Raw genomic sequence first — 21,001 nt, forward strand, 5'->3', positions numbered from 1 at the left:
AAGATGTTGTCGATGAACAACAGCACGTCCTGGCTCTGCACGTCGCGGAAGTACTCCGCCATCGTCAGCGCCGAGAGCGCCACCCGCAGCCGGGTGCCCGGCGGCTCGTCCATCTGACCGAAGACCAGCGCGGTCTGCCCCAGCACCCCGGCCTCCTCCATCTCCACGATCAGGTCGTTGCCCTCACGGGTGCGCTCACCCACACCGGCGAACACCGAGACACCACCGTGGTCGCGGGCCACCCGGGCGATCATCTCCTGGATCAGCACCGTCTTGCCCACACCCGCACCACCGAACAGGCCGATCTTCCCGCCCTGCACGTACGGCGTGAGCAGGTCGATCACCTTGATGCCGGTCTCGAACATCTGGGTCTTCGACTCCAGCTGGTCGAAGGCGGGCGCCTTGCGGTGGATGCCCCAGAGGTCGTCGTACTGCACGTCGCCGTCCTGACCCACGTCGAGGCGCTCTCCGAGCACGTTGAAGACGTGGCCGAGGGTTCCCGATCCGACAGGTACCTTGATGGAGTCTCCGGTGTCGGTGACCTGTGCACCGCGGACCAGCCCGTCGGTCGGCTTCAGCGAGATCGCCCGCACCATGCCGTCACCGATGTGCTGGGCCACCTCCAGCGGCAGCGTCGTCGACTCGCCGCCGAGGACGACCTCGACCTCGAGCTTGTTGTAGATCTCGGGCATCGCGTCGACGGGGAACTCCACGTCGACCACCGGACCGATCACCCGGGCGACCCGGCCGATGCCTCCCTCACTCGGTGTGATGACCTCGGTGATCCTCATGGTCACGACATCGGCCTCCCGGAGGCTCCGGAAGCCTCGGCACCGACCCCGGCGGACGCCTGCGAGGTCTCCTCCGTCCCGTCCTCGGACGGGTGGTTGATCCAGTCGACGAGGAGGTCGCCGTCCTTGGCGTCGAGGACGATGGTGGCGCCGTCGTGGATGTCGCCCGAGAGCAGCGCACGTCCGATGCGCGTCTCGACCTCGTGGGAGATGTAGCGCCGCAGCGGGCGCGCACCGTAGACGGGGTCGTAGCCCTTCTCGGCGATCAGCTCGCGGGCAGACGAGGTGAGCTCGAGCGTGAGCCGACGGTCCGAGAGGCGCCGCTTCAGATCGGAGATCTGGAGGTCGACGATCTCTTCGGTCTCGGCGAGGGTGAGCGGCTTGAACATCACGATGTCCTCGACGCGGTTGAGGAACTCGGGACGGAAGTGGGCGCGCAGGTCCTGCATGACGCTGTCCCGCGCCTCCTCGCTGATCTGCCCGTGGTCGTCCACGCCTTCGAGCAGGTAGACGGAGCCGATGTTGGACGTCATGATCACGACGGTGTTGCGGAAGCTGACGGTCCGACCCTGGGCATCGGTGAGGCGCCCGTCGTCGAGTATCTGGAGCAGCATGTTGAACACGTCGACGTGTGCCTTCTCGATCTCGTCGAAGAGCACGACGGAGTAGGGCTTGCGCCGGACCTTCTCGGTGAGCTGACCGCCCTCCTCGTAGCCCACGTAGCCGGGCGGGGCCCCGACCAGGCGGCTCACCGTGTGTCGCTCCTGGTACTCGCTCATGTCCAACCGGATCAGGTTGTCCTCGGAGTCGAAGAGTGACGCCGCGAGCGCGCGGGCGAGCTCGGTCTTGCCGACGCCCGTCGGGCCCAGGAAGATGAACGACCCGATCGGTCGACGCGGATCCTTGACGCCGGACCTCGCGCGGATGATCGCGTCGGCGACGAGGTCGACCGCCTCGTCCTGACCGATCACCTTCTCGTGGAGGAGGTCGTCGAGACGGAGGAGCTTCATCCTCTCGCCTTCCAGGAGCCTGCTCACCGGGATCGCGGTCCACCGCGCGACGACTTCGGCGATCTCGTCGGGCGTCACCTCCTCGCGGAGGACGCGGTCGCTCCCCTGCTTGGCCAGCAGATGCTCCTCTTCCGCGTGCAGGCGTCGCTCGAGCTCGGGGAGCTTGCCGTGACGCAGCTCAGCGGCACGGTTGAGGTCGTAGGCGCGCTCGGCCTCCTCGACCTGGTGCCGCACCTGCTCGAGCTCGGAGCGGACCGTCTGCAGCTTGCGGATCGCCCGGCGCTCCGCCTCCCACCGGGCAGTCAGGGCGTCGGCCTCGGCGCGAAGATCGGCGAGCTCCCGGCGTAGGACGTCGAGTCGCTCCCGGCTCGCGGTGTCCGACTCCTTGTCGAGGGCCGCCTCCTCGATCTCGAGCCGCATCACCTTACGGGTGATCGCGTCGAGCTCGGTGGGCATCGAGTCGATCTCCGTCCTCACCACGGCACATGCCTCGTCCACGAGGTCGATCGCCTTGTCGGGAAGGAACCGGTCGCTGATGTAGCGGTCCGACAGCGTCGCGGCGGCCACGAGTGCCGCGTCCTGGATGCGTACGCCGTGGTGCACCTCCAACCGGTCACGGAGCCCCCTCAGGATCGAGATCGTGTCCTCGACGCTGGGCTGGCCGACGTACACGGGCTGGAAGCGGCGCTCCAGCGCGGCGTCCTTCTCGATGGACTGGCGGTACTCGTTGAGCGTGGTGGCGCCGATGCAGTGCAGCTCGCCGCGCGCCAGCATCGGCTTGAGCATGTTCCCGGCGTCCATGGACCCCTCGGCCGCGCCGGCTCCCACGACCGTGTGCAGCTCGTCGATGAACAGCAGGATGCGTCCGTCCGCCTCGGTGACCTCGCTCAGAACCGCCTTCAGCCGCTCCTCAAACTCGCCGCGGTACTTCGCCCCCGCGACGAGCGATCCGAGGTCCAGGGCGAAGATCGTCTTGTCCTGCAGGCCCTCGGGGACGTCGCGGTTCACGATGCGTTGGGCCAGTCCCTCGACGATCGCCGTCTTGCCCACGCCGGGCTCGCCGATGAGGACGGGGTTGTTCTTCGTCTTGCGCGAGAGGATCTGGACGACGCGCCTGATCTCCTCATCGCGCCCGATCACCGGCTCCAGTGCGCCGGCGCGGGCGGCGGCCACCAGGTCGCGTCCGTACTTCTCGAGTGCCTCGTAGGAGGATTCCGGCGTCGTGCTGGTCACCCGCTGACTCCCCCGTACGTCGGCGAGCGCCTCCAGGACCCCCTCGCGGGTGACGCCTGCCTCCTTGAGGGTGCGACCCGCCGCCGTGCTCGAGCCCGTGTCGACGATCGCCAAGAGCAGGTGCTCGACCGAGACGTACTCGTCCTTCAAGTGCTCCGCGATGCCGGCGGCCGCGACCAACACCTCGTTGAGGCTCCGCGACGCGTGGATCTGCCCGGTTCCTCCGGTGCCGCTGACGCGCGGCAGGCTGGACAGGCGGCTCTCGACCTGGCCGCGCAGGGACGTGACGTCGATGCCGGAGCGCTCCAGGAGGCGCGCGACCAGACCGTCCCGCTGCTCGAGGAGGGCGAGCAGGAGATGCTCGACAGTGATCTCGGTGTTGCCGTAGCGCAACGCCAGCGTCTGTGCGTCGTGCAGAGCCTCCTGGGACTTCTCGGTGAGTCGGTTGAGGTCCATGGCTAGTCACCTCCGGGGTCGACGTGGGTGCGGGCGAGCTCGCTCTCGAGGGCCTCGATCCGGGCGAGCAGGTCGACGGCGAGCAGTGCGCCGAGATAGTTGAGGCCGAGGTCGCGTCGCAGCCGCGCCACCCGGGCCAGGCGCGCAGCGGCATCGCGGGGGAACAGAGGTGCGCGGGAGGTTCCTCCACGTGGCTCCAGGACACCGAGTCGGATCAGGCGCCGGACCAGATCGGGATGGAGGTCGGCCTCCCGGGCGAGCACCTCGACGGCAACCAGCGGGGCGCCATCGGGTCCCGAGCTTCGGACCGCCAGCACGGTCCGTGTGGTGGGGGTCATCAGTTCACCTTCCTCGGATCGAAGGAGGAGGCAGCCGCCAGCTCCTCGTAGAGCTCCCGCTCGCGGCCGTCGAGATGCTTGGGCACGACGATCTGGACCTGGGCGTAGAGATCGCCGTGCCTGCCGTCGCGCGTGGGCATTCCCTCGTCGCGGAGCCGTAGTCGCCGTCCCGTCGACGACCCCGCGGGCACCCTTACCCGCGCGGTGCCGGTGAGCGTGGGCACGGGCACCTGAGCACCCAGCGCCGCCTCGGACGGCGAGACCGGTACGTCGACGTACAGGTCGTTGCCGTCGAGCCTGAAGCGGGGGTGGGGCTTGATCCGGACCTTCAAGAACAGATCCCCGCGCGGGCCGCCGTCCGCTCCGGGGCCTCCCTCGCCCGCCAGCCGGATGCGCTGACCGGCGCGCGTGCCGACGGGGATCTTCACCTCGTAGCTGCGTCCATCGCCGAGGGAGAGTCGCCGCGTCCCGCCCACCGCCGCCTCCTCCAGCGTGAGGTCGATGGTGGCCTCGTGGTCGGCTCCCCTCATCGGCACCGTTCCCCCGAAGCCCTCGCCCGCGCGCCGCGGCCCCGCGCCCGGGCGGCGGCCGCCGAAGAGGTTCTCGAAGAAGTCGCTGAAGTCGTCACCGGTGGTGAAGTGGACGCCGCCGAAGTCGCCACCCCCGAAGCCCTCCGAGTCCGGCACCGGGTCGCCGGCGCGCCAGCTCGACCCGAGTCGGTCGTACTTCTCCCGCTTCTCGGGGTCGCGCAGCACCTCGTAGGCCTCCGCGATCTGCTTGAAGCGGTCCTCGGCCCCCGGCTCCTTGTTGATGTCGGGGTGGTACTTGCGCGCCAGCTTCCGGTAGGCGCGCCTGATCTCGTCCGAGGTCGCCGTGCGGGGAACGGCAAGCGTCTCGTAGTAGTCGTGGTAGCCGACTGCCATCAGAGCCCCCCGGCCGGTGCCGGCTCCCGGCGCGAGACCACGACCTCGGCGGGGCGAAGCACCGCGCCGTCGGACAGCTCGAAACCGGACCTCGCGACAGCGAGAACGGTGTGGTCGGGTGCATCGCTGTCGGCCTGTACGCCGACTGCCTCGTAGCGAGTGGGATCGAACGGCCTGCCCACCGGGTCCATCTGCTCAACACCGTGTCGCGCCAGAATGCTGTCGATCTGTCCGAGAACCGCGCTCAGTCCGGCATCGCCAGGGCGGTGGTGGAGTGCGCGCTCGACGCTGTCGCGTACCTCCAGCCACTCGCGAAGCAGGCCGTGCCGCGCCGTCGCTGCGCGCCGGTCCCCCTCCCGCTCGACCCTCTTGCGGTAGTTGTCGAGGTCGGCGCGCGCTCTGCGGTGCCGATCCTCGAGGACCGCCAGCTGGGCGCGCAGCTGCATGAGCTCGTCGACCACACCGGTGTCGCCGCCGTCGGCCGCCTCGTGCTCAGGCGCACCCTGTCCGGGCTCGGGTCGGGGGTCGGTCGAGCTGCCGTCACTCTCGGGTGAAGTCGGCATCGACGACGTCCTCATCCTCGTTCGCGCCGGTTGAACCGGAGCCGGGACCTCCGGCACCGGTCGAGGCCGCCCCCGGAAGGCTGTGGATCACCTGCTGGAGGTCGGCGACGAGCGGGCGCACCCGATCCAGACCGGCCTGCTGATCGACGGCAGCGCGCGCGTCGGAGACCAGCTGCTCGGCGCGAGCCTTCTCGTGCACCGGGAGACGGTCCTGGAGCTCGGTGACCAGCTGATCGGCCTGGTAGGCGAGGGAGTCCAGCTCGTTGCGGGCGTCGACCTCCTCGCGCCGTCGCTTGTCCTCGGCGGCGTGCTCCTGGGCGTCGGCGACCATCCGGTCGATGTCCTCCTGCATGAGGTTCGTCGACTCCTGGATCTCCACCCGCTGCTCGGTGCCGGTGTCCTTGTCGCGGGCGGACACACTGAGGATGCCGTTGGCATCGGTGTCGAAGGTGACCTCGATCTGCGGCGTACCCCGCGGGGCCGGGCGGATGCCCTCGAGGCGGAAGCGCGCCAGCTGCCGGTTGTCCGCCGCCAGCTCCCGCTCCCCCTGCAGCACCACGACGTCGACAGCCGTCTGGTTGTCGTCAGCAGTGGAGAAGACCTCGGTGCGTCGGGCCGGGATGGTCGTGTTGCGCTCGATCACCTTGGTCATGACCCCGCCCATCGTCTCCAGACCGAGAGACAGCGGCGTGACGTCGAGCAGCACCACGTCCTCGACCTCACCCTTGAGCACGCCCGCCTGAAGGGCGGCGCCGATGGCGACGACCTCGTCGGGGTTGACCGACATGTTCGGCTCCTTGCCGCCGGTCAAGCGCCGCACGAGCGCCTGGACGGCTGGAATGCGCGTGGAGCCACCGACCAGGATCACCTCATCGATGTCGTCGGCGGTGAGCTTGGCATCGTTCAGGGACTGCTCGACCGGCCCCCGGGTGCGTTCCACCAGATCCTTGGTCAGCTGATCGAACTTGGCTCGGCTCAGGGCGATGTTGAGGTGCTTGGGGCCGGCCGCGTCGGCCGTGATGAACGGCAGATTCACCGTGGTGGTCGTGGTCGTCGAGAGCTCGACCTTCGCCTTCTCCGCCGCCTCGTAGAGCCGCTGCAGCGCCTGCGCATCGCTCCGCAGATCGATGCCCTGGTCCCGCTGGAACTCCTCGGCCAGCCAGTCCACGATCCGCTTGTCGAAGTCGTCTCCGCCGAGGTGCCCGTCGCCGCTGGTGGAGCGCACCTCCACGACCCCGTCGCCGACCTCCAGGATCGAGACGTCGAAGGTGCCGCCGCCCAGGTCGAAGACGAGCACCGTCTCCGACCCGGCCTTGTCGAGACCGTAGGCGAGCGCCGCCGCCGTCGGCTCGTTGATGATGCGCAGGACCTCCAGGCCTGCGATCCGACCTGCGTCCTTGGTCGCCTGCCGCTGCGCGTCGTTGAAGTACGCCGGCACGGTGATGACCGCCTCGGTCACCCGCTCCCCCAGGAACTTCGCCGCATCGTCGGCGAGCTTGCGCAGGATCAGCCCCGAGATCTCCTCCGGCGCGTATTCGCGGCCCCGGATGTCGAACCTCACCGCGTCGTTGGGACCCTTGACCACCGGGTAGGAGACGATCTTCGCCTCCTCGTCGACCTCTCCCCACTTCCTGCCGATGAACCGCTTCGCAGAGTAGATCGTGGCCTCCGGGTTCAGGATCGCCTGCCGCCGTGCCACCTGGCCGACAAGGCGTTCGCCGTCCTGGGTGAACGCCACGACCGACGGCGTCGTACGCCCGCCTTCGGCGTTCGGGATGACCTCTGCACGGCCCCCCTCCATCGTGGCGGCCACCGCCGAGTTCGTGGTCCCGAGGTCGATGCCGACTGCCTTGGCCATGGCGCTTCTCTCTTCTTCCGATGACGGATGGGCTCGTTGGCGAAGGCCTGCTCCGCGTCCGCTGCAGGGCCTCTGTCTGGCGTTTCTACCGCCGTCGCAGGACGCCGACCACGAGCCGCCCGAACCGTTGTCGGCGCGGACAGCACAGGTTGTGCGGCGTACACGCGGACTGCAGATCGTCGCCACGGACACGCTCGCCGTCCGGTGTTCGTCTTGCGACCACAGGTGCACGTGCGCGAGCGTGAACCGCCCATCGTCCACTCAGGCAGGTCAGTGTGAGCACTGTCGACGTCGCCGGACCGACCGGTTCCGAGTCTCCCGTACGGACAGCTGGTGCCTCGTGACCGGCGGCGACCGGCTACCGATGGCCGCATGGACCCGGTTGTCCTGGGCGGGCGGGACCGGCGTCGCGGGGACGGTGATCGCGGTCTTCTTCGTCGACGCGCCGTTGGCGATCCTGCTGGGGATCGCCTCCCTGCACGTTGCATTCGTGGTCACCGGCTGGGCGGTGCTGTGGCCCCTGGACGCACCCGGGACACAGGCGAACGCCCGACGTGAGGACTTCCGGCCGGCCGTCGAGGAGCTCGTGGTCGTCGCCATCTCGCTGTGCGGCCTCTTCGGCATCGCCATGTTGATCATTCGCGGCGGTTCGAGCACGGAGCGGGTCGCGGCGGCGATCGCGCTGTGCGGAGTGTTCGCCGCGTGGGCGAGCCTGCACCTGATGTACGCGTCGCGCTATGCCTACCTCTACTACGTCACCGGGGACGGCTCGGGGATCGACTTCAACTCGCAGGAGGCGCCGGCCTACCGCGACTTCCTCTACTTCAGCTACAACCTGGGCATGACATACCAGGTCTCCGACACCACGGTGTCGAGCCCGATCATCCGCGCCGTGGTGCTCAGGCACACCCTGTTGTCGTACGTCTTCGGTGCCGTCGTCCTGGCGAGCACCATCAACCTCGTCGCGGGCATCGCGTCCGGCTGACCCTCTGGGTCTCCTGGAGCGTTCTCACGCGTCTCGGGAGTCCGTGGGGCGATGGATCATCGCCCGGTTGCGCGGCACCGTTCCCGGTGAGCCGGACACGAGCGCCGTGACCGGCTCGAGCCGAAGCGCATAGGAGGCCGTGGTCAGCTCGGCGATGTCGATGGGGTCGCTGAACGACCGCCCGGTCAGCTCCTGGATGCGCCGCAACCGGTTGCGGACCGTATTCGGGTGGCAGTAGAGGACATCTGCCGAACGCTCTGCCGAGCCCGCGTGGTCGAGGTACGCCGCGAGGGTCTGCAGGAGCAGGTCCCGGTCCTCCGACGGCTGCTGTAGCACACCGCCCAGCACCTGCTGTGCCAGCCGGCGCCCCTCGGTCGGCTCCGACACCATGAGCGCGGCCAGCGGGCTCTGCTCGAACGTGTGGACGCCGACCTGCCCCGGGCGCATCCCCGCAAGCGCGGCCTGGGCCAGCCGCAGCGCACGCGGGGTGTCGGGCAAGGCACGATAGGCCGGGCTCACTCCGGTACGCGCGGTGGCCAGGTCACGCAGGGCCTGCAGCACAGTCTCGACGTCCTCGGGCTGGAAGGACACGATGCCCATCTGCTGGGCCGGCGTGAGTCGCCACGCGGATACGATCCGACGCTCCGCCAGCCGCTGCTCGACGTTCGGCATGCTCTCCTCGGCCAGGCCGCGGGTCTCGGCGACGATGACCATGAGGCTCGAATCAGGCGCGAAGCCGAGCAGCGCGGCCGCCTCCCACGGACCGGACTCCGGACCCGGCCGGCCGTGCAGCAGGGCTTCGACCACGGCGCCACGGCGCCTCTGCTCGGCCAAGAGCAGCTCCGCAGTCATGGCGCGGTAGGCCTCAGTGAGCGCCACCGCATGCTCATCGGTCAGCTCCCACAGCAGGCTCGCCGTCCGGATCAGAGAGTCCGTCAGCGCGGGTTGCCTGGTGTGATGGACGTAGTCGACCATCCCGTTCCACAGCGCCCCGAAGCTGAGGCGGTAGGCGCGAAGGACCTCCGGGAGTGGAACGTTCTGCTGCGCCCGCCTCCGCCCGGTCTTCTGCGGTGCCGTCAGGTCGAGAGGCGCCTGCGGATTCCCGAGTGCGGTGACCATCGAGCGCAGGTTGCGCGCGACCGATCTCTTGAGCTCGGCCAGCGACACGATCTGCTCGGCTCGGTCGCCGTAGTAGGCGGGCACGCGGGCCGCGATGTCCGCGCACGCCTTCTCGATGAGGCCGGGCAGGTTGCCAGCGGCCCAGCTGGCCAGCTGGGCCCGGCCACTGCGCTGTCCATGTATCCGGCCTTCTCCCACCAGGCCCACTCTTCCATGAGCCTGGCAGCGCGATCGCCGACCTTCGTAGATCGCCCGGTTCGAGGATCACGAAGCTCGGTGACGAGCCCGCTGAGTCTCATCCGCGACGGGCCTCCGCCTCCGCCTTTGCCGCTAGGCGCCTGCCGACCTTCGTCGTGACGAATGCCCCGGCCGCCCCCACTGCCACGGCCCCGACGGCCCACCAGGGACCACGACGCTCTGTGCCCAACGCGCGGTCGAGTGAGAACGCGCCCGGCCCGTCCTGCGCCAGCGTCGCGAGGGCGGCGATGAGCGCGAGGTTGTACTCGTAGCCGCCCTTGGTGTTCCACAGGCCATCGGACCAATGAGCGTCCTTGATCGCAGTGGTCATGACACCGATCAGGGCGGATGTCGCGAGCGGGGTGCCGAGACCAGCCACGACCAGGGCGCCTGCCCCCGCCTCGACCACGCCGGCCACCACCGCCTGCTGGCGTGGTGGGTACAGCTTGAGCGACCTCATCATCTGCTCGGTCCCGTCCAGGCCCGGTCCGCCGAACCAGCCGAAGAGCTTCTGCGTGCCGTGCCCGATGAACAACCCGCCGATGGTCAGACGCTCCGCGAGGCGCGCAATGTCCATGACCCCGTCAACTCCTTCTGGCCGACCTCGAGGGCGTTCTATCCCGATTCAGTGGGCACCGGTCCACGGGCATCGAAAGGTTGGAGGGTTCTACAGAGCCGCCTGTCGCCGGTCACCGGACCGCGCAAGGCCTCCCCGGCAGGGGTAGCCAACGGCGGCGGCGAGAGAGATCGTCGACGGTTGTGAGCGTGGCGTCCGGAGCGGCGTCACAGCAGCTCCCAGGGCAGGAGCCCCGGTCTGCTGGCCGAGCGCGTCACCAGGGCGGCGGACCGCCGGGATGTGCGACCAGCAGGAGATCGGAACGGCAGGAGGGGACAAGCCAGATGTCGCCGAGCTTGTTGGCCATGGCCCAAGCAGAGCCGTCCCAGTTGCTGCCGGCACGCGAGCAGATGGCCTTCACGCTCGGTTTCCACATCATCCTCGTGCCGTTCGGTGTCGCCTTCACGTTCATCACGATGCTCGCGAACTATCGGGCCATCCGACATGGCGACGCCAACGCGCGGCTTCTGGCGGAGCGCTGGTCGAAGGTGGCGGCGGTGTTGTTCGCGGTCGGCGCTGTCTCGGGCACGGTGCTCTCCTTCGAGATGGGCCTGCTCTGGCCGGGGCTGATGAGCACGTACGGCGCGGCGTACGGCGTCCCGTTCGCGGTCGAGGGGATCTTCTTCTTCCTAGAGGCGATCTTCGTCGCGATCTACATCTACGGGTGGAACCGGATGCGGCCGTGGCTGCACTTCTGGTGCGGTCTACCTGTCGTGCTCGCCGGTGTAGGAGGAACCTTCTCCGTCGTCGCCGCGAACAGCTGGATGAACACCCCCGGCGGCATCACGTTGCAGGACGGCAAGGTCGTCTCCGTCGACATGTGGAAGGTGTTCTTCAACCAGTCCTTCTGGTACGAGGCGCTCCACATGCTGTTGGCCGCATATGTGGTCGCCGGCTTCGCTGTCGCGGGCGTGTACGCCGTCGGGATGCTGCGCGGCCGCCGCGGCGGCTACCACCGACTGGGGCTGCTCATGCCTCTCACCGTGGGCGGCATCGCGTCGGTGCTGCAGATCGTGATGGGCGACTTCATCGCCCGCTACGTCTTCGACTCCGAGCCAGCGAAGTTCGCCGCGATCGAGGCGCTCCCACACACCCAGGACCAGGCGCCTGAGGTGCTCGGGGGCATCTTCGTCAACGGCGACGTGCGGTTCGGGCTCCCCATCCCGTCGGGCGCATCCCTGCTGTCGGGGTTCAAGCCGTCGACCACCGTGCAGGGCCTGGACGCCATCCCGGCCTCAGTACGCCCGCCCGACCACCTCGTCGCGATCGTCCATCTCGCCTTCGACGTGATGGTGGGCACCGGCTTCGCCCTGGCTGCCCTCGCACTGTGGTTCGCGGTGTCGTGGTGGCGTACGCGCGCCCGGCGCCCTGGCCGGTGGTTCCTGCGTGCCGTGGCCGTCAGCGGCCTGGTCGCGGTGGTCTCCTTGGAGGCGGGCTGGGTCGTCACCGAGGTCGGGCGGCAGCCATGGACGGTCGTCGGGCTGTTGCTGACCCGCGATGCGGTGCAGCGCTCGGGCAACGTCTGGCCACTCTTCGCGGGCGCCCTGGCGATCTATGTCGGCATCACCGTCGGCGCCGTCTACGCATTGCGCGCCCTGCGGCGCAGCTGGGCACGCGGAGAAGCGATCTCCGGACCCTACGAACCGGGGAGAGCGGTCGGCGGCGCGCGCTGTACGGAGCAGACATGACGATCGCGGTCGGATGCGTCCTCCTGGTCGGCATCGTGCTCTACGGCGTCTTCGGCGGCGCCGACTTCGGTGCCGGCCTGTGGGACCTCACCGCCGGCGGCGCGCACCGCGGGAAGCGGGCCCGGGATCTGATCGACCACGCCATCGGTCCCGTGTGGGAGGCGAACCACACCTGGTTGATCTTCTGTCTGGTCATCCTGTGGTCGGGCTTCCCCACCGCATTCGCCGCCATCGTGACGACCCTGTACATCCCCCTGGGCATCTCGGTCCTCGGTATCGTGCTGCGCGGATCGGGCTTCGCCTTCCGCAAGGTTCTCACCGGTTCCTTGGGCCGTCAGATCAACAGCGTCGCCTTCGCCATGCCCTCGGTGATCACCCCCTTCGGGTTCGGCACCGTCGCCGGTGGCATCGCCTCGGGCAGAGTCCCCAGCGACGGCTACGGCGATCCCGTCACCAGCTGGCTGAACCCGACCTCGCTCCTCGGCGGAGTCCTCGCCGTGATGACCTGCAGCTATCTCGCCGCGCTCTTCTTGACCGAGGAGGGCCGACACGCGGGCGCACCCGATCTGGTGGCCTGGGCGCACCGGCGCGCGATCCTCGCAGCCGGGGCAGCCGGCATCGTGGCGCTGGCGGGCCTTTTCGTGCTTCACGAAGATGCGCGGCGACTGTTCGACCGGCTCACGGCTCCGGCCCTGCCCCTGGTCCTGGTATCCGCGGTCGCGGGCCTGGCTGCCCTCGCCGCCACCATGTCTCTCGCGGACCGGTGGCGGTGGCGCCCGGTGCGCGGGCTCGGTGCACTCGCGGTGGCGGCCATCCTCGCCGGATGGGGCGTCGGCCAGTACCCCTACCTCCTGGGCGACCACCTGACGATCTCCGACGCCGCCGCGCCGCCGCAGACGATGGACTCCCTGATCGTGGTCGCCGGCCTGGCCGCGGTCTTTGTGGTTCCGCCACTGGCGTGGCTGCTGCTCCTCACCCAGCGCGGCGAGCTCTCCGATCCGGACGCGACCAGCCCTCGACGCTGACCGAGGCGCCCTACCCGCTGCTAGCCAGAGCCGCTGGGCGTCACCACACCGAGCCATGTCGCCGGGAACAGGCCCCCTGCTGCTGCGCCCTCATCGGGGCTAGCGTGTGGTCATGGCGAGGTGGAGCCCACTGGAATGGCCGGTGGTCCGGCAGGTTCTCAGCGGAGACCTGCTCGGCCGCGGTCCGGCGGTCACGTCGGCCCGTACCCGCGAGATCGCGCCACGAACCTCCACGGCCGACCGCGTCGTGCAGAGCGTCTGCCCGTACTGCGCTGTCGGCTGCGGCCAACGCATCTTCGTCAAGGACGAGCGTGTCGTCCAGATCGAGGGCGACCCGGACTCCCCCATCTCGCGAGGACGGCTCTGCCCGAAGGGCGCGGCGAGCGAGCAGCTCGTCAACTCTCCGGGCCGACAGACGGCTGTGCTGTATCGCGCACCTCGCGCGACCGAGTGGCAGCGACTCGACCGCGACACCGCGATCGACATGATCGCCGACCGCTTCATCGAGTCCCGACGCAACACCTGGCAGCAACTCGACGACAAGGGTCGTCTGCTGCGCCGCACGATGGGCATAGCCGCCCTCGGAGGCGCCACGCTCGACAACGAAGAGAACTACCTGATCAAGAAGCTCTTCACCGCTGCCGGCGCGATCCAGATCGAGAACCAAGCCCGCATTTGACACTCCGCCACGGTTCCCGGTCTGGGAGCTTCGTTCGGACGTGGCGGCGCCACGCAGTTCCTCCAGGACATGGCGAACGCCGACTGCATCATCATCCAGGGCTCCAACATGGCCGAATGTCACCCGGTCGGCTTCCAGTGGGTCGAGGAGGCCAAGTCCCGGGGGGCGAAGGTCATCCACATCGACCCCCGCTTCACCCGGACCTCCGCAATCGCGCACAAGCACATCCCCATCCGCGCGGGCTCCGACGTGGTCCTCCTGGGGGCGTTGATCAATCACGTGCTCACCCACGACCTCTGGTTCAAGGAGTACGTCGTGGCCTACACCAACGCCGCGACCGTCGTGAACGACGGCTTCCGCGACACCGAGGACCTCGGCGGCCTCTTCTCCGGGTACGACCCCGACACGGGGCACTACGACCCCTCGACCTGGGCGTACGCCGAGAGCGCGGACGCCTCGGCCAACGAGCCCGAACCGGGTGCGTCCGCCTCGGCCCGGGCCGCGGGCGACGAGCACGGTAGCGGCGGTCCACCGCTGCGCGACTCCCAGGTATTGCGCGACGAGACCCTCGAGCACCCACGATCGGTGTTCCAGATCCTCAAGCGGCACTACGCCCGCTACACCCCCGGGATGGTCCGCGACGTCTGTGGCATCGACCCCGACGACTTTGCCTATCTGGCGCAGGCGCTCACCAGCAACTCCGGCCGCGACCGGACCACGTGCTTCGCGTACGCCGTCGGGTGGACCCAGCACACGCTCGGCGCCCAGTTCATCCGCACCGCCTCGATCCTGCAGCTCCTGCTGGGCAACGTCGGCCGCCCGGGCAGCGGCATCATGGCGCTGCGCGGGCACGCCAGCATCCAGGGATCCACCGACATCCCGACCCTGTTCAACCTGCTGCCCGGCTACCTGCCGATGCCGATGGTCGGACGCCACGACACGCTCAGCGACTACCTCGAGGCGATCGCATCCAAGAAGCAGAAGGGCTTCTGGGCCGACGCCGACGCCTACACGGTGAGCCTGCTCAAGGCGTGGTGGGGTGAGGCGGCGACGGCGGAGACCGACTGGGCCTACGACTATCTGCCCCGGCTGAGCGGACCGCACGGCACCTACCAGACGGTGACCGACATGCTCGCCGACAAGGTGGAGGGCTACTTCCTCCTCGGCCAGAACCCTGCCGTCGGCTCTGCGAACGGCCGCATGCAGCGACTCGGGATGTCCCACCTGAAGTGGCTCGTCGTACGCGATCTCAACATGATCGAGTCGGCCACCTGGTGGAAGGACGGCCCCGAGATCGCCTCCGGCGAGCTGCGCACCGAGGACATCGCCACCGAGGTCTTCTTCCTGCCGGCCGCGAGCCACGTCGAGAAGGCAGGCTCCTTCACCCAGACCCAGCGCCTGCTCCAGTGGCGCCACAAGGCCGTCGCACCTCCCGGCGACTGCCAGAGCGACCTCGACTTCTTCTACGAGCTCGGACGACGGATCCGGCAGCGCTTGGCCGGGTCTACCGACGCACGCGACCGCCCGCTCCTCGACCTCACCTGGGACTACCCCCTCGATCAGCACGGCGACCCCGACCCCGAAGCCGTCCTGGCGGAGATCAACGGGCACCAGCACACCGGGCCGGACGCCGGGAGACCGCTCTCTGCCTACACGGAGCTGCGCGCGGACGGCTCCACGACTGCAGGGTGCTGGATCTATACGGGCGTGTACGCCGACGGCGTCAACCAGGCGGCCAACCGGGTCCCGCAAGGCGGCTCCTCACCCAGCCAGCCGGAGTGGGGCTGGGCATGGCCGGCCAACCGGCGGATCCTCTACAACCGCGCCTCGGCCGACCCCGAGGGCAAGCCTTGGAGCGAGCGCAAGCGGTGGATCTGGTGGGACGAGGCACAAGGCCGCTGGGTCGGCGACGACGTCCCGGACTTCGTCGTCGACCGGGCACCCGGGACACGGCCGGACACTCACCTCGGCGGCCCGGACGCACTGGCCGGCGACGACCCCTTCGTGATGCAGGCCGACGGAAAGGGCTGGCTGTTCGCTCCCAAGGGCCTGGTCGACGGGCCCCTGCCCACCCACTACGAGCCACAGGAGTCACCGGTCACGAACGCGCTCTATCCGCAGCAGCAGAGCCCCACCCGGATCACCTTCCCGCGCACCGACAACCTCAGCGCTCCCAGCGCCGGCGCGCCGGGTTCGGAGGTGTACCCCTACGTGTTCACGACCTATCGGCTCACCGAGCACCACACGGCGGGCGGGATGAGTCGCTGGCTGCCGTACCTCTCCGAGCTGCAGCCCGAAATGTTCTGCGAGGTCTCCCCCGAGCTCGCCGCCGAGCGCGGACTGGAGAGCTACGGGTGGGCCACGATCGTGTCCCCACGGGCGGCCATCGAGGCACGGGTGCTGGTCACCGACCGCGTACGACCCCTGACGATCGGCGGTCGCACCGTCCACCAGATCGGTCTCCCCTACCACTGGGGCGTGGGCACGGATGCCGTCGTGAGCGGCGACGCCGCCAACGATCTTCTCGGCATCACACTCGACCCCAACGTGCAGATCCAGGAGTCCAAGGCCGGTTCGTGCGACATCCGACCGGGCCGGCGTCCACGCGGCGAAGAACTCCTGAGGCTCATCGCCGAGTACCAGACCCGATCCGGTGCCACGATCGAGACCGACAACGTCCTGATCACCGATCCGGCACACGAGTCCGTCCAACCGCCCGCAACCCGCGACGACCCCGGATCGGAGGGCTGGAGCCGATGGTGATCGCCGCGCGAGCATGCCTACCGGACAGGTCCAGGAGGGAACGCTGATGGGTCAGCTAGCAGGACGCACCGATCCCGCCGCCGACGCAAGGTGGGCCAGCATCAAGCCCAGGAAGGGCTTCTTCACCGACACCTCGATCTGTATCGGGTGCAAGGCATGCGAGGTCGCCTGCAAGGAGTGGAACCACAACCCTCGCGACGGCGACCTGCAGCTCCTCGGGTCCTCCTACGACAACACCGGCGCGCTCGGTGCCAGCACCTGGCGCCATGTGGCCTTCATCGAGCAGGACCACGAGCGCATCGGGCAGGCGCGCGAGAGCGGACGCGCACTGATCGATCTCGGCATGCCCGGTCTGGGCGCACCCGCCGCACCAGCGACGGCTGCGGAGACCGCACCCCCGGACACACCGGAGTTCCGCTGGCTGATGTCGTCGGACGTATGCAAGCACTGCACGCACGCCGGTTGCCTCGACGTGTGCCCCACTGGCGCGCTGTTCCGCACCGAGTACGGCACCGTCGTCGTACAGGCGGACGTCTGCAACGGCTGCGGCACCTGCGTGGCCGGCTGCCCGTTCGGCGTCGTCGAGCGCCGTGATGACGGCACGGCCGCCCCGAACACGAAGCGCGGGGTGCAGCGCGCCGCAGACCCTGAGGTGACGAATGTCGGCGTCGCGCAGAAGTGCACGCTCTGCTACGACCGGATGGTCGAGGGACAGACGCCTGCCTGTGCCCAGACCTGCCCGACCACGTCGATCAAGTACGGCGACCGCGACGAGATGGTCGCCCAGGCCAAGGGGCGCGTCGCCGAGCTCCACGCCCAAGGGATGACCGAGGCACGTCTGTACGGCGCCAACGACGACGACGGTGTCGGCGGCACCGGCTCGATCTTCCTCCTGCTCGACGAGCCCGAGGTCTACGGTCTCCCGCCCGATCCGAGGGTGCCGACCGCCGACCTGCCGCGGATGTTCAAGCGTGCCGGTCTCGCTGCCGCCGGGATGCTCGCAGCCGTCGCCATCGCCTTCGCGAAGGAGCGCGCATGAGCACCTCCGAGTTCGACAGCCTGCGTCCGCCCGAGCCGCCCGGCAAGCGGTCTCGGGGCAGGCGGCGCCGACGGCCCGGAGCGCATGGAGCCGACGGCTCGCGCGAGATGCCGATGGTGCCCGAGGCCGAGTTCACCTCGTACTACGGCCACCCGGTCGTCAAGCCGGCTCCCTGGGGCGACGATGTCGCGGCGTACCTGTTCCTCGGTGGCGTCGCCGGCGGCTCCGCGCTCCTCGCTGCCGGCGCCCAGGTCGCCGGTCTCGCGGCGCTGCGTCGGAACTGCCGACTGGCCGCCCTGAGCGCCGTCGGACTCGGAGGTGCGGCGCTCGTCCGGGACCTGGGCCGGCCAGAACGTTTCCTCAACATGCTGCGCACCATCAAGCTGACCTCTCCGATGAGCCTCGGTTCCTGGATCCTCAGCGCCTTCAGCGCCGGCGCGGGCGTCGCGGCCGCGAACGAGATCGATCGGATGAGTGGCGAGAGGCTCCCACTGGGACCGTTCCGCTCCCTGCTCCGCGCCCTCGAGGCCCCTGCCGGGTTCGAAGCCGCTGCGCTCGGCGCGCCGCTGGCGGTCTACACCGCGGTCCTTCTCGCCGACACGGCCACGCCCACTTGGAACGCCTCGCAGGGCGAGCTCCCGTTCGTGTTCGTCAGCTCCGCAAGCCTGGCTTCAGCCGGGCTCGCGATGGTCACCACCCCAGTCAGCGAGACCGGACCCGCACGCACGTTGGCCGCGCTGGGGGTCGCCGGTGACCTAGCCGCAACGCGGGTCATGCGTCGCCGGATGGACCCCGTCGCGGCCGAACCGCTGCACACTGGCAGGGCGGGGGCCATGCTGCGCTGGAGCGAGGCACTGGCGATCGCGGGCGGGCTCGGCGCCCTCCTCGGAGGGCATCGGCGCAGCGTCGCGGCGATCGCTGGGACTGCTCTGCTCGCCGCCTCGGCGCTCACGCGGTTCGGCGTGTTCCATGCCGGGATCCACTCCGCCAAGGACCCTCGCTACACGATCGAGCCCCAGCGACGTCGACTCGCTGCCCGACGGGCGGCCGGCGTCGCGAACGACTCGATCACCACGGCCGGCTGACAAGGCGCCGAGCGGTTCCGTCCAGCGACCGGCGTCGAGACGCCTCCGTGTCGAGACGCCCCCGGGCTCGCACCGGACCTTCACGGGGCTACCACAGCCTCCTGTAGCCGCCCGACTACGCTGCACCAACTGCTCCCCATGCGCATACTGTTAGCGGTCGTCACCCGGTCGCGGCATCGACGATGCCTTGCAGCCGGTCCCCGTGAGCGCCGCGCCAGTAGAGCTTCCCGCAGGCTGAGCAGCGACGGAACGTCTCGTAGCAGCGCCGCGTGCCAGCGGGCAGCAGCGCTTCGACTTCGCGCTTGGGCACGTCGAGAAGTGTCCCGTTGCAGGCCGGGCACCGCGTCCAAGGATGCAGCGGCGGTGCGAAACGCTCGAGCACCTCGCGCACCTGCTCGTCCGGTGCCTGATGGTTGATGTGCGCGCCCCAGCGCAGGGCACGGCGGTGCAGCAAGCCGCGGTCGCGGGTGAGCAGGATCCGTTGCTCGGCCAGTGAGGCCTCGAGCAAGGTGTCGTCGTCGGCCCGCTGGTCGTAGGTCGTGTCCAGGCCGAGCAGCCGCATCCGGCGGGCCAACGTGCCCAGATGGACGTCGAGCACGAACCGCGGGGGCGAGGTCGGAGCTGGCTGTGGCTGGCAAACCTCTGTGACCACGATGCGGTCACCGGGCCGCGGACGGTATGCGGGGTCGACCGGCCGGCCATCCAGGAGCAGCTCACCGACCTCGGTCTTCGGTACGCCGACGGCAGCCAACAGGTGTCCGACCGTCGAGGTGCCGTCCACCGGCATCTCCCGCTCGGCGTACCTCTTCTTGGCTGGGAGGAAGAACTGCAGCGGAGGCGGTACGACGAAGGTCACCCCGTCTGGGTCCATGCCCCCATGCTGACCCGCCCTTTTCCGCGATTCCACCAAGCCGGCACCGGCCGTAGCGTCGGCGTCATGACAGCGGCGAACCCATGAGAGGCAGCACCATGGCATGGACTGAGGCACAGCTTGACCGGATCGGCCGCACCGACACCGTCGAGATCAGCAGCTACCGCCGGGACGGGACGTTGCGGCGCTGGACGCCGATCTGGATCGTCCGCGCGGGCGATGAGCTCTACATCCGGTCGGCCTACGGCACCGAGGGCGGCTGGTACCGCTACGCCACCCGCAGCAGCGCCGCCCGCCTGCGCGCCGGCGGTGAGGAGGTCGACATCGCCCTCGAGCCGGCCGCAGATCAGGCCACCAACGACGCCGTCGCGGCGGCGTACGAGGCGAAGTACCACGCGCAGCCGAGCTCGCTGCGTCCCATGCTGGCTCCTCCCGCGGCGGGTACGACGACACGCGTCGTCCCGGCCGCCGCCTCCTGACCGCGGGTACCGGGGACCGCGGCGGCGGGTGCGGGCCTGCGCGTCACCGGGTACGCATTCGCGGCGGACGCGGAGATGTCGTGGCCTGCGCGGCCGGCGAAGGCCGGCTATGGGCTGGTGCCGACCGGAGCGGGTACGGTGCAGATGTGCGGGGTGACCGCGTGGAGATCGTCATCGACGCGGGTGACGAGGTGCGCACCTACGAGATCGAGGCGACGCGAAACGGGCGCCGGGTCGAGATCGAGACTGGGCGCGGAATGGTGACCGTCACCGAGGTCACTCGCGGCGGGACGCCTGTGCGCACGGCGCGGTTCATGGCCAACCGGATCCTCGCGCTCGTCGAGCACCCCGCCGCTGATGCCAACATCGCCCGGGACCTGCCCGATCTCTGACCGCGACGCGGCGCAGGGCCGATACTGCCTCGGTGGGCGTACGCAACTACCTGGTCGAGGGTGTCTCGGGCACCGGGAAGACCTCGGTCTGCAACGAGTTGACCCGACGTGGGCACCACGCGATCAACGGCGACAGGGAGCTGGCCTACCAAGGCGACCCCGAGACCGGGGAACCCACCGACGGCGCCTCGCACGAGCACCACATCTGGGACGTCAGCCGAGTACGGGCACTGATCGCCGACCGGAGCGACGACGTCACCTTCTTCTGCGGAGGCTCACGCAACTTCTCGAACTTCCTCGATCTCTTCGATGAGGTCTTCGTCCTCGACGTCGATCTCGACACCTTGCTCCATCGCCTCGACCATCGACCGCCAGACGAGTGGGGCTCGAAGCAGTCGGAGCGCGAGCTCATCATCCGACTGCACCGAACCAAGGAAGACATCCCTGGGAACGGTGTCGTGATCGATGCGACTCGGCCGCTGGCGGCTGTCGTCGACGCGATCCTGCGGCATGTGGGCCTGCTCGACGGCGCCGACGGACCGATATAGGCGACGTAGGGGCGCTCGCACTGCGGCCCGCCATCACACCCCTGCGCCAATCACGGATGCGCGACGGGGTGGGCGCCGACTGGGGAACTGTTCACCACAACCGGGCTGGTGCTCGTGGTGGAGACCAGGGGCGACTTGGTGTCGGCGATCACGTAGGTGCCGAACAGCAGGAGATGCGCTCTGATCGCAGGTGGCGGTGGCGAGCATGTCCCGCAGTCGGGCACCCTGATCGCCGCGCCCTCGGCGGATCCGGTCTCGACGATCCCGACCGGCTTGTCGGCCGCCTGCCTGGAGCGTGGAATC

18 protein-coding genes and 1 pseudogene are annotated in these 21,001 nt (G+C 69.5%); 10 read left to right on the forward strand and 9 right to left on the reverse strand.

Features of this window, described 5'->3' with window-relative positions:
• The 6 genes from ABLE53_RS00005 to dnaK form a co-directional block, all read right to left on the reverse strand.
• The coding region (locus ABLE53_RS00005) for a F0F1 ATP synthase subunit beta (RefSeq protein WP_484555208.1) at positions 1-791 on the reverse strand (791 nt) is incomplete at its 3' end.
• A 2-nt stretch (positions 792-793) separates the two neighbouring features.
• Positions 794-3,490 carry an ATP-dependent chaperone ClpB gene (gene clpB, locus ABLE53_RS00010; RefSeq protein ID WP_348856459.1) on the reverse strand — a complete coding sequence of 899 codons (2,697 nt, stop codon included), beginning with the start codon at positions 3,488-3,490 and terminating at the stop codon, positions 794-796.
• Positions 3,491-3,492: 2 nt separating this feature from the next.
• Positions 3,493-3,828, reverse strand: coding sequence for a chaperone modulator CbpM (locus ABLE53_RS00015; protein ID WP_348856460.1), 336 nt, complete (start codon positions 3,826-3,828; stop codon positions 3,493-3,495).
• Entirely contained in the window at positions 3,828-4,751 is a 924-nt protein-coding gene (locus tag ABLE53_RS00020; protein WP_348856461.1) for a DnaJ C-terminal domain-containing protein, read from the reverse strand. Before ABLE53_RS00020 ends, ABLE53_RS00015 begins: the two co-directional genes overlap by 1 nt.
• Positions 4,751-5,314, reverse strand: a complete 564-nt coding sequence (locus ABLE53_RS00025) for a nucleotide exchange factor GrpE (protein WP_348856462.1) — start codon at positions 5,312-5,314, stop codon at positions 4,751-4,753. The genes ABLE53_RS00020 and ABLE53_RS00025 overlap by 1 nt, the downstream gene beginning before the upstream one ends.
• The gene (gene dnaK, locus ABLE53_RS00030; RefSeq protein WP_348856463.1) at positions 5,292-7,172 is read right to left on the reverse strand and encodes a molecular chaperone DnaK; all 1,881 of its coding nucleotides are present in this window, start codon (positions 7,170-7,172) and stop codon (positions 5,292-5,294) included. Before dnaK ends, ABLE53_RS00025 begins: the two co-directional genes overlap by 23 nt.
• 364 nt (positions 7,173-7,536) lie before the next feature.
• Here dnaK and ABLE53_RS00035 point away from each other — a divergent pair, with 364 nt between their 5' ends.
• Entirely contained in the window at positions 7,537-8,157 is a 621-nt protein-coding gene (locus tag ABLE53_RS00035; protein WP_348856464.1) for a DUF1345 domain-containing protein, read from the forward strand.
• A 24-nt stretch (positions 8,158-8,181) separates the two neighbouring features.
• On the opposite strand, the gene ABLE53_RS00040 is transcribed toward ABLE53_RS00035, so the two are convergent.
• Both ABLE53_RS00040 and ABLE53_RS00045 read right to left on the reverse strand, forming a co-directional pair.
• On the reverse strand, positions 8,182-9,474 hold the full coding sequence (locus tag ABLE53_RS00040) for a PucR family transcriptional regulator (RefSeq protein WP_348856465.1): 1,293 nt from the start codon (positions 9,472-9,474) through the stop codon (positions 8,182-8,184).
• Positions 9,475-9,571: 97 nt separating this feature from the next.
• Positions 9,572-10,090: a DoxX family protein gene (locus ABLE53_RS00045; RefSeq protein ID WP_348856466.1), complete on the reverse strand. Its 519-nt coding sequence runs from the start codon at positions 10,088-10,090 to the stop codon at positions 9,572-9,574.
• A 344-nt stretch (positions 10,091-10,434) separates the two neighbouring features.
• Between ABLE53_RS00045 and ABLE53_RS00050 the strand changes: the two genes are divergently transcribed.
• The 6 genes and pseudogenes from ABLE53_RS00050 (at position 10,435) to nrfD (ending at position 18,408) form a co-directional block, all read left to right on the forward strand.
• Positions 10,435-11,817: a cytochrome ubiquinol oxidase subunit I gene (locus tag ABLE53_RS00050; protein WP_348856467.1), complete on the forward strand. Its 1,383-nt coding sequence runs from the start codon at positions 10,435-10,437 to the stop codon at positions 11,815-11,817.
• Complete coding sequence (locus tag ABLE53_RS00055; RefSeq protein WP_348856468.1) at positions 11,814-12,842, forward strand: cytochrome d ubiquinol oxidase subunit II; 1,029 nt, start codon at positions 11,814-11,816, stop codon at positions 12,840-12,842. Before ABLE53_RS00050 ends, ABLE53_RS00055 begins: the two co-directional genes overlap by 4 nt.
• Positions 12,843-12,954: 112 nt before the next feature.
• The gene (locus ABLE53_RS24890; RefSeq protein ID WP_484555206.1) at positions 12,955-13,521 is read left to right on the forward strand and encodes a hypothetical protein; all 567 of its coding nucleotides are present in this window, start codon (positions 12,955-12,957) and stop codon (positions 13,519-13,521) included.
• A 12-nt stretch (positions 13,522-13,533) separates the two neighbouring features.
• Positions 13,534-16,284, forward strand: a pseudogene (fdh, locus tag ABLE53_RS00060) (formate dehydrogenase); the annotation flags it as partial.
• 46 nt (positions 16,285-16,330) lie between these two features.
• Positions 16,331-17,323, forward strand: coding sequence for a 4Fe-4S dicluster domain-containing protein (locus ABLE53_RS00065; protein ID WP_348856470.1), 993 nt, complete (start codon positions 16,331-16,333; stop codon positions 17,321-17,323).
• The gene (nrfD, locus tag ABLE53_RS00070) at positions 17,320-18,408 is read left to right on the forward strand and encodes an NrfD/PsrC family molybdoenzyme membrane anchor subunit (protein ID WP_348856472.1); all 1,089 of its coding nucleotides are present in this window, start codon (positions 17,320-17,322) and stop codon (positions 18,406-18,408) included. Before ABLE53_RS00065 ends, nrfD begins: the two co-directional genes overlap by 4 nt.
• Positions 18,409-18,568: 160 nt before the next feature.
• Here the strand turns inward: nrfD and ABLE53_RS00075 are convergent, their stop codons facing one another.
• Positions 18,569-19,279, reverse strand: a complete 711-nt coding sequence (locus tag ABLE53_RS00075; RefSeq protein WP_348856473.1) for a Mut7-C RNAse domain-containing protein — start codon at positions 19,277-19,279, stop codon at positions 18,569-18,571.
• Positions 19,280-19,377: 98 nt separating this feature from the next.
• On the opposite strand from ABLE53_RS00075, the gene ABLE53_RS00080 reads away from it, so the two are divergent.
• The 3 genes from ABLE53_RS00080 (at position 19,378) to ABLE53_RS00090 (ending at position 20,698) form a co-directional block, all read left to right on the forward strand.
• The gene (locus tag ABLE53_RS00080) at positions 19,378-19,758 is read left to right on the forward strand and encodes a DUF2255 family protein (RefSeq protein WP_348856474.1); all 381 of its coding nucleotides are present in this window, start codon (positions 19,378-19,380) and stop codon (positions 19,756-19,758) included.
• 161 nt (positions 19,759-19,919) lie between these two features.
• The gene (locus tag ABLE53_RS00085) at positions 19,920-20,150 is read left to right on the forward strand and encodes a hypothetical protein (RefSeq protein ID WP_348856475.1); all 231 of its coding nucleotides are present in this window, start codon (positions 19,920-19,922) and stop codon (positions 20,148-20,150) included.
• 32 nt (positions 20,151-20,182) lie between these two features.
• Positions 20,183-20,698: an AAA family ATPase gene (locus ABLE53_RS00090; RefSeq protein ID WP_348856476.1), complete on the forward strand. Its 516-nt coding sequence runs from the start codon at positions 20,183-20,185 to the stop codon at positions 20,696-20,698.
• The last annotated feature ends 303 nt before the right edge of the window (positions 20,699-21,001 follow it).

It is taken from the genome of Nocardioides asiaticus, assembly GCF_040049175.1.
In the GTDB taxonomy this organism is placed as follows: domain Bacteria; phylum Actinomycetota; class Actinomycetes; order Propionibacteriales; family Nocardioidaceae; genus Nocardioides; species Nocardioides cheoyonin.

What these genes read in the sequence shown, in the direction of transcription:
- ABLE53_RS00065 (WP_348856470.1), top strand. Translation starts at nt 16,331, where the DNA reads ATGGGTCAGCTAGCAGGACGCACCGATCCCGCCGCCGACGCAAGGTGG.
- ABLE53_RS24890 (WP_484555206.1), top strand. Translation starts at nt 12,955, where the DNA reads ATGGCGAGGTGGAGCCCACTGGAATGGCCGGTGGTCCGGCAGGTTCTC.
- ABLE53_RS00080 (WP_348856474.1), top strand. Translation starts at nt 19,378, where the DNA reads ATGGCATGGACTGAGGCACAGCTTGACCGGATCGGCCGCACCGACACC.
- ABLE53_RS00020 (WP_348856461.1), bottom strand. Translation starts at nt 4,751, where the DNA reads ATGGCAGTCGGCTACCACGACTACTACGAGACGCTTGCCGTTCCCCGC.
- ABLE53_RS00050 (WP_348856467.1), top strand. Translation starts at nt 10,435, where the DNA reads ATGGCCCAAGCAGAGCCGTCCCAGTTGCTGCCGGCACGCGAGCAGATG.
- ABLE53_RS00055 (WP_348856468.1), top strand. Translation starts at nt 11,814, where the DNA reads ATGACGATCGCGGTCGGATGCGTCCTCCTGGTCGGCATCGTGCTCTAC.
- ABLE53_RS00015 (WP_348856460.1), bottom strand. Translation starts at nt 3,828, where the DNA reads ATGACCCCCACCACACGGACCGTGCTGGCGGTCCGAAGCTCGGGACCC.
- ABLE53_RS00075 (WP_348856473.1), bottom strand. Translation starts at nt 19,279, where the DNA reads ATGGACCCAGACGGGGTGACCTTCGTCGTACCGCCTCCGCTGCAGTTC.
- ABLE53_RS00035 (WP_348856464.1), top strand. Translation starts at nt 7,537, where the DNA reads ATGGCCGCATGGACCCGGTTGTCCTGGGCGGGCGGGACCGGCGTCGCG.
- nrfD (WP_348856472.1), top strand. Translation starts at nt 17,320, where the DNA reads ATGAGCACCTCCGAGTTCGACAGCCTGCGTCCGCCCGAGCCGCCCGGC.
- dnaK (WP_348856463.1), bottom strand. Translation starts at nt 7,172, where the DNA reads ATGGCCAAGGCAGTCGGCATCGACCTCGGGACCACGAACTCGGCGGTG.
- ABLE53_RS00025 (WP_348856462.1), bottom strand. Translation starts at nt 5,314, where the DNA reads ATGCCGACTTCACCCGAGAGTGACGGCAGCTCGACCGACCCCCGACCC.
- clpB (WP_348856459.1), bottom strand. Translation starts at nt 3,490, where the DNA reads ATGGACCTCAACCGACTCACCGAGAAGTCCCAGGAGGCTCTGCACGAC.
- ABLE53_RS00045 (WP_348856466.1), bottom strand. Translation starts at nt 10,090, where the DNA reads ATGGACATTGCGCGCCTCGCGGAGCGTCTGACCATCGGCGGGTTGTTC.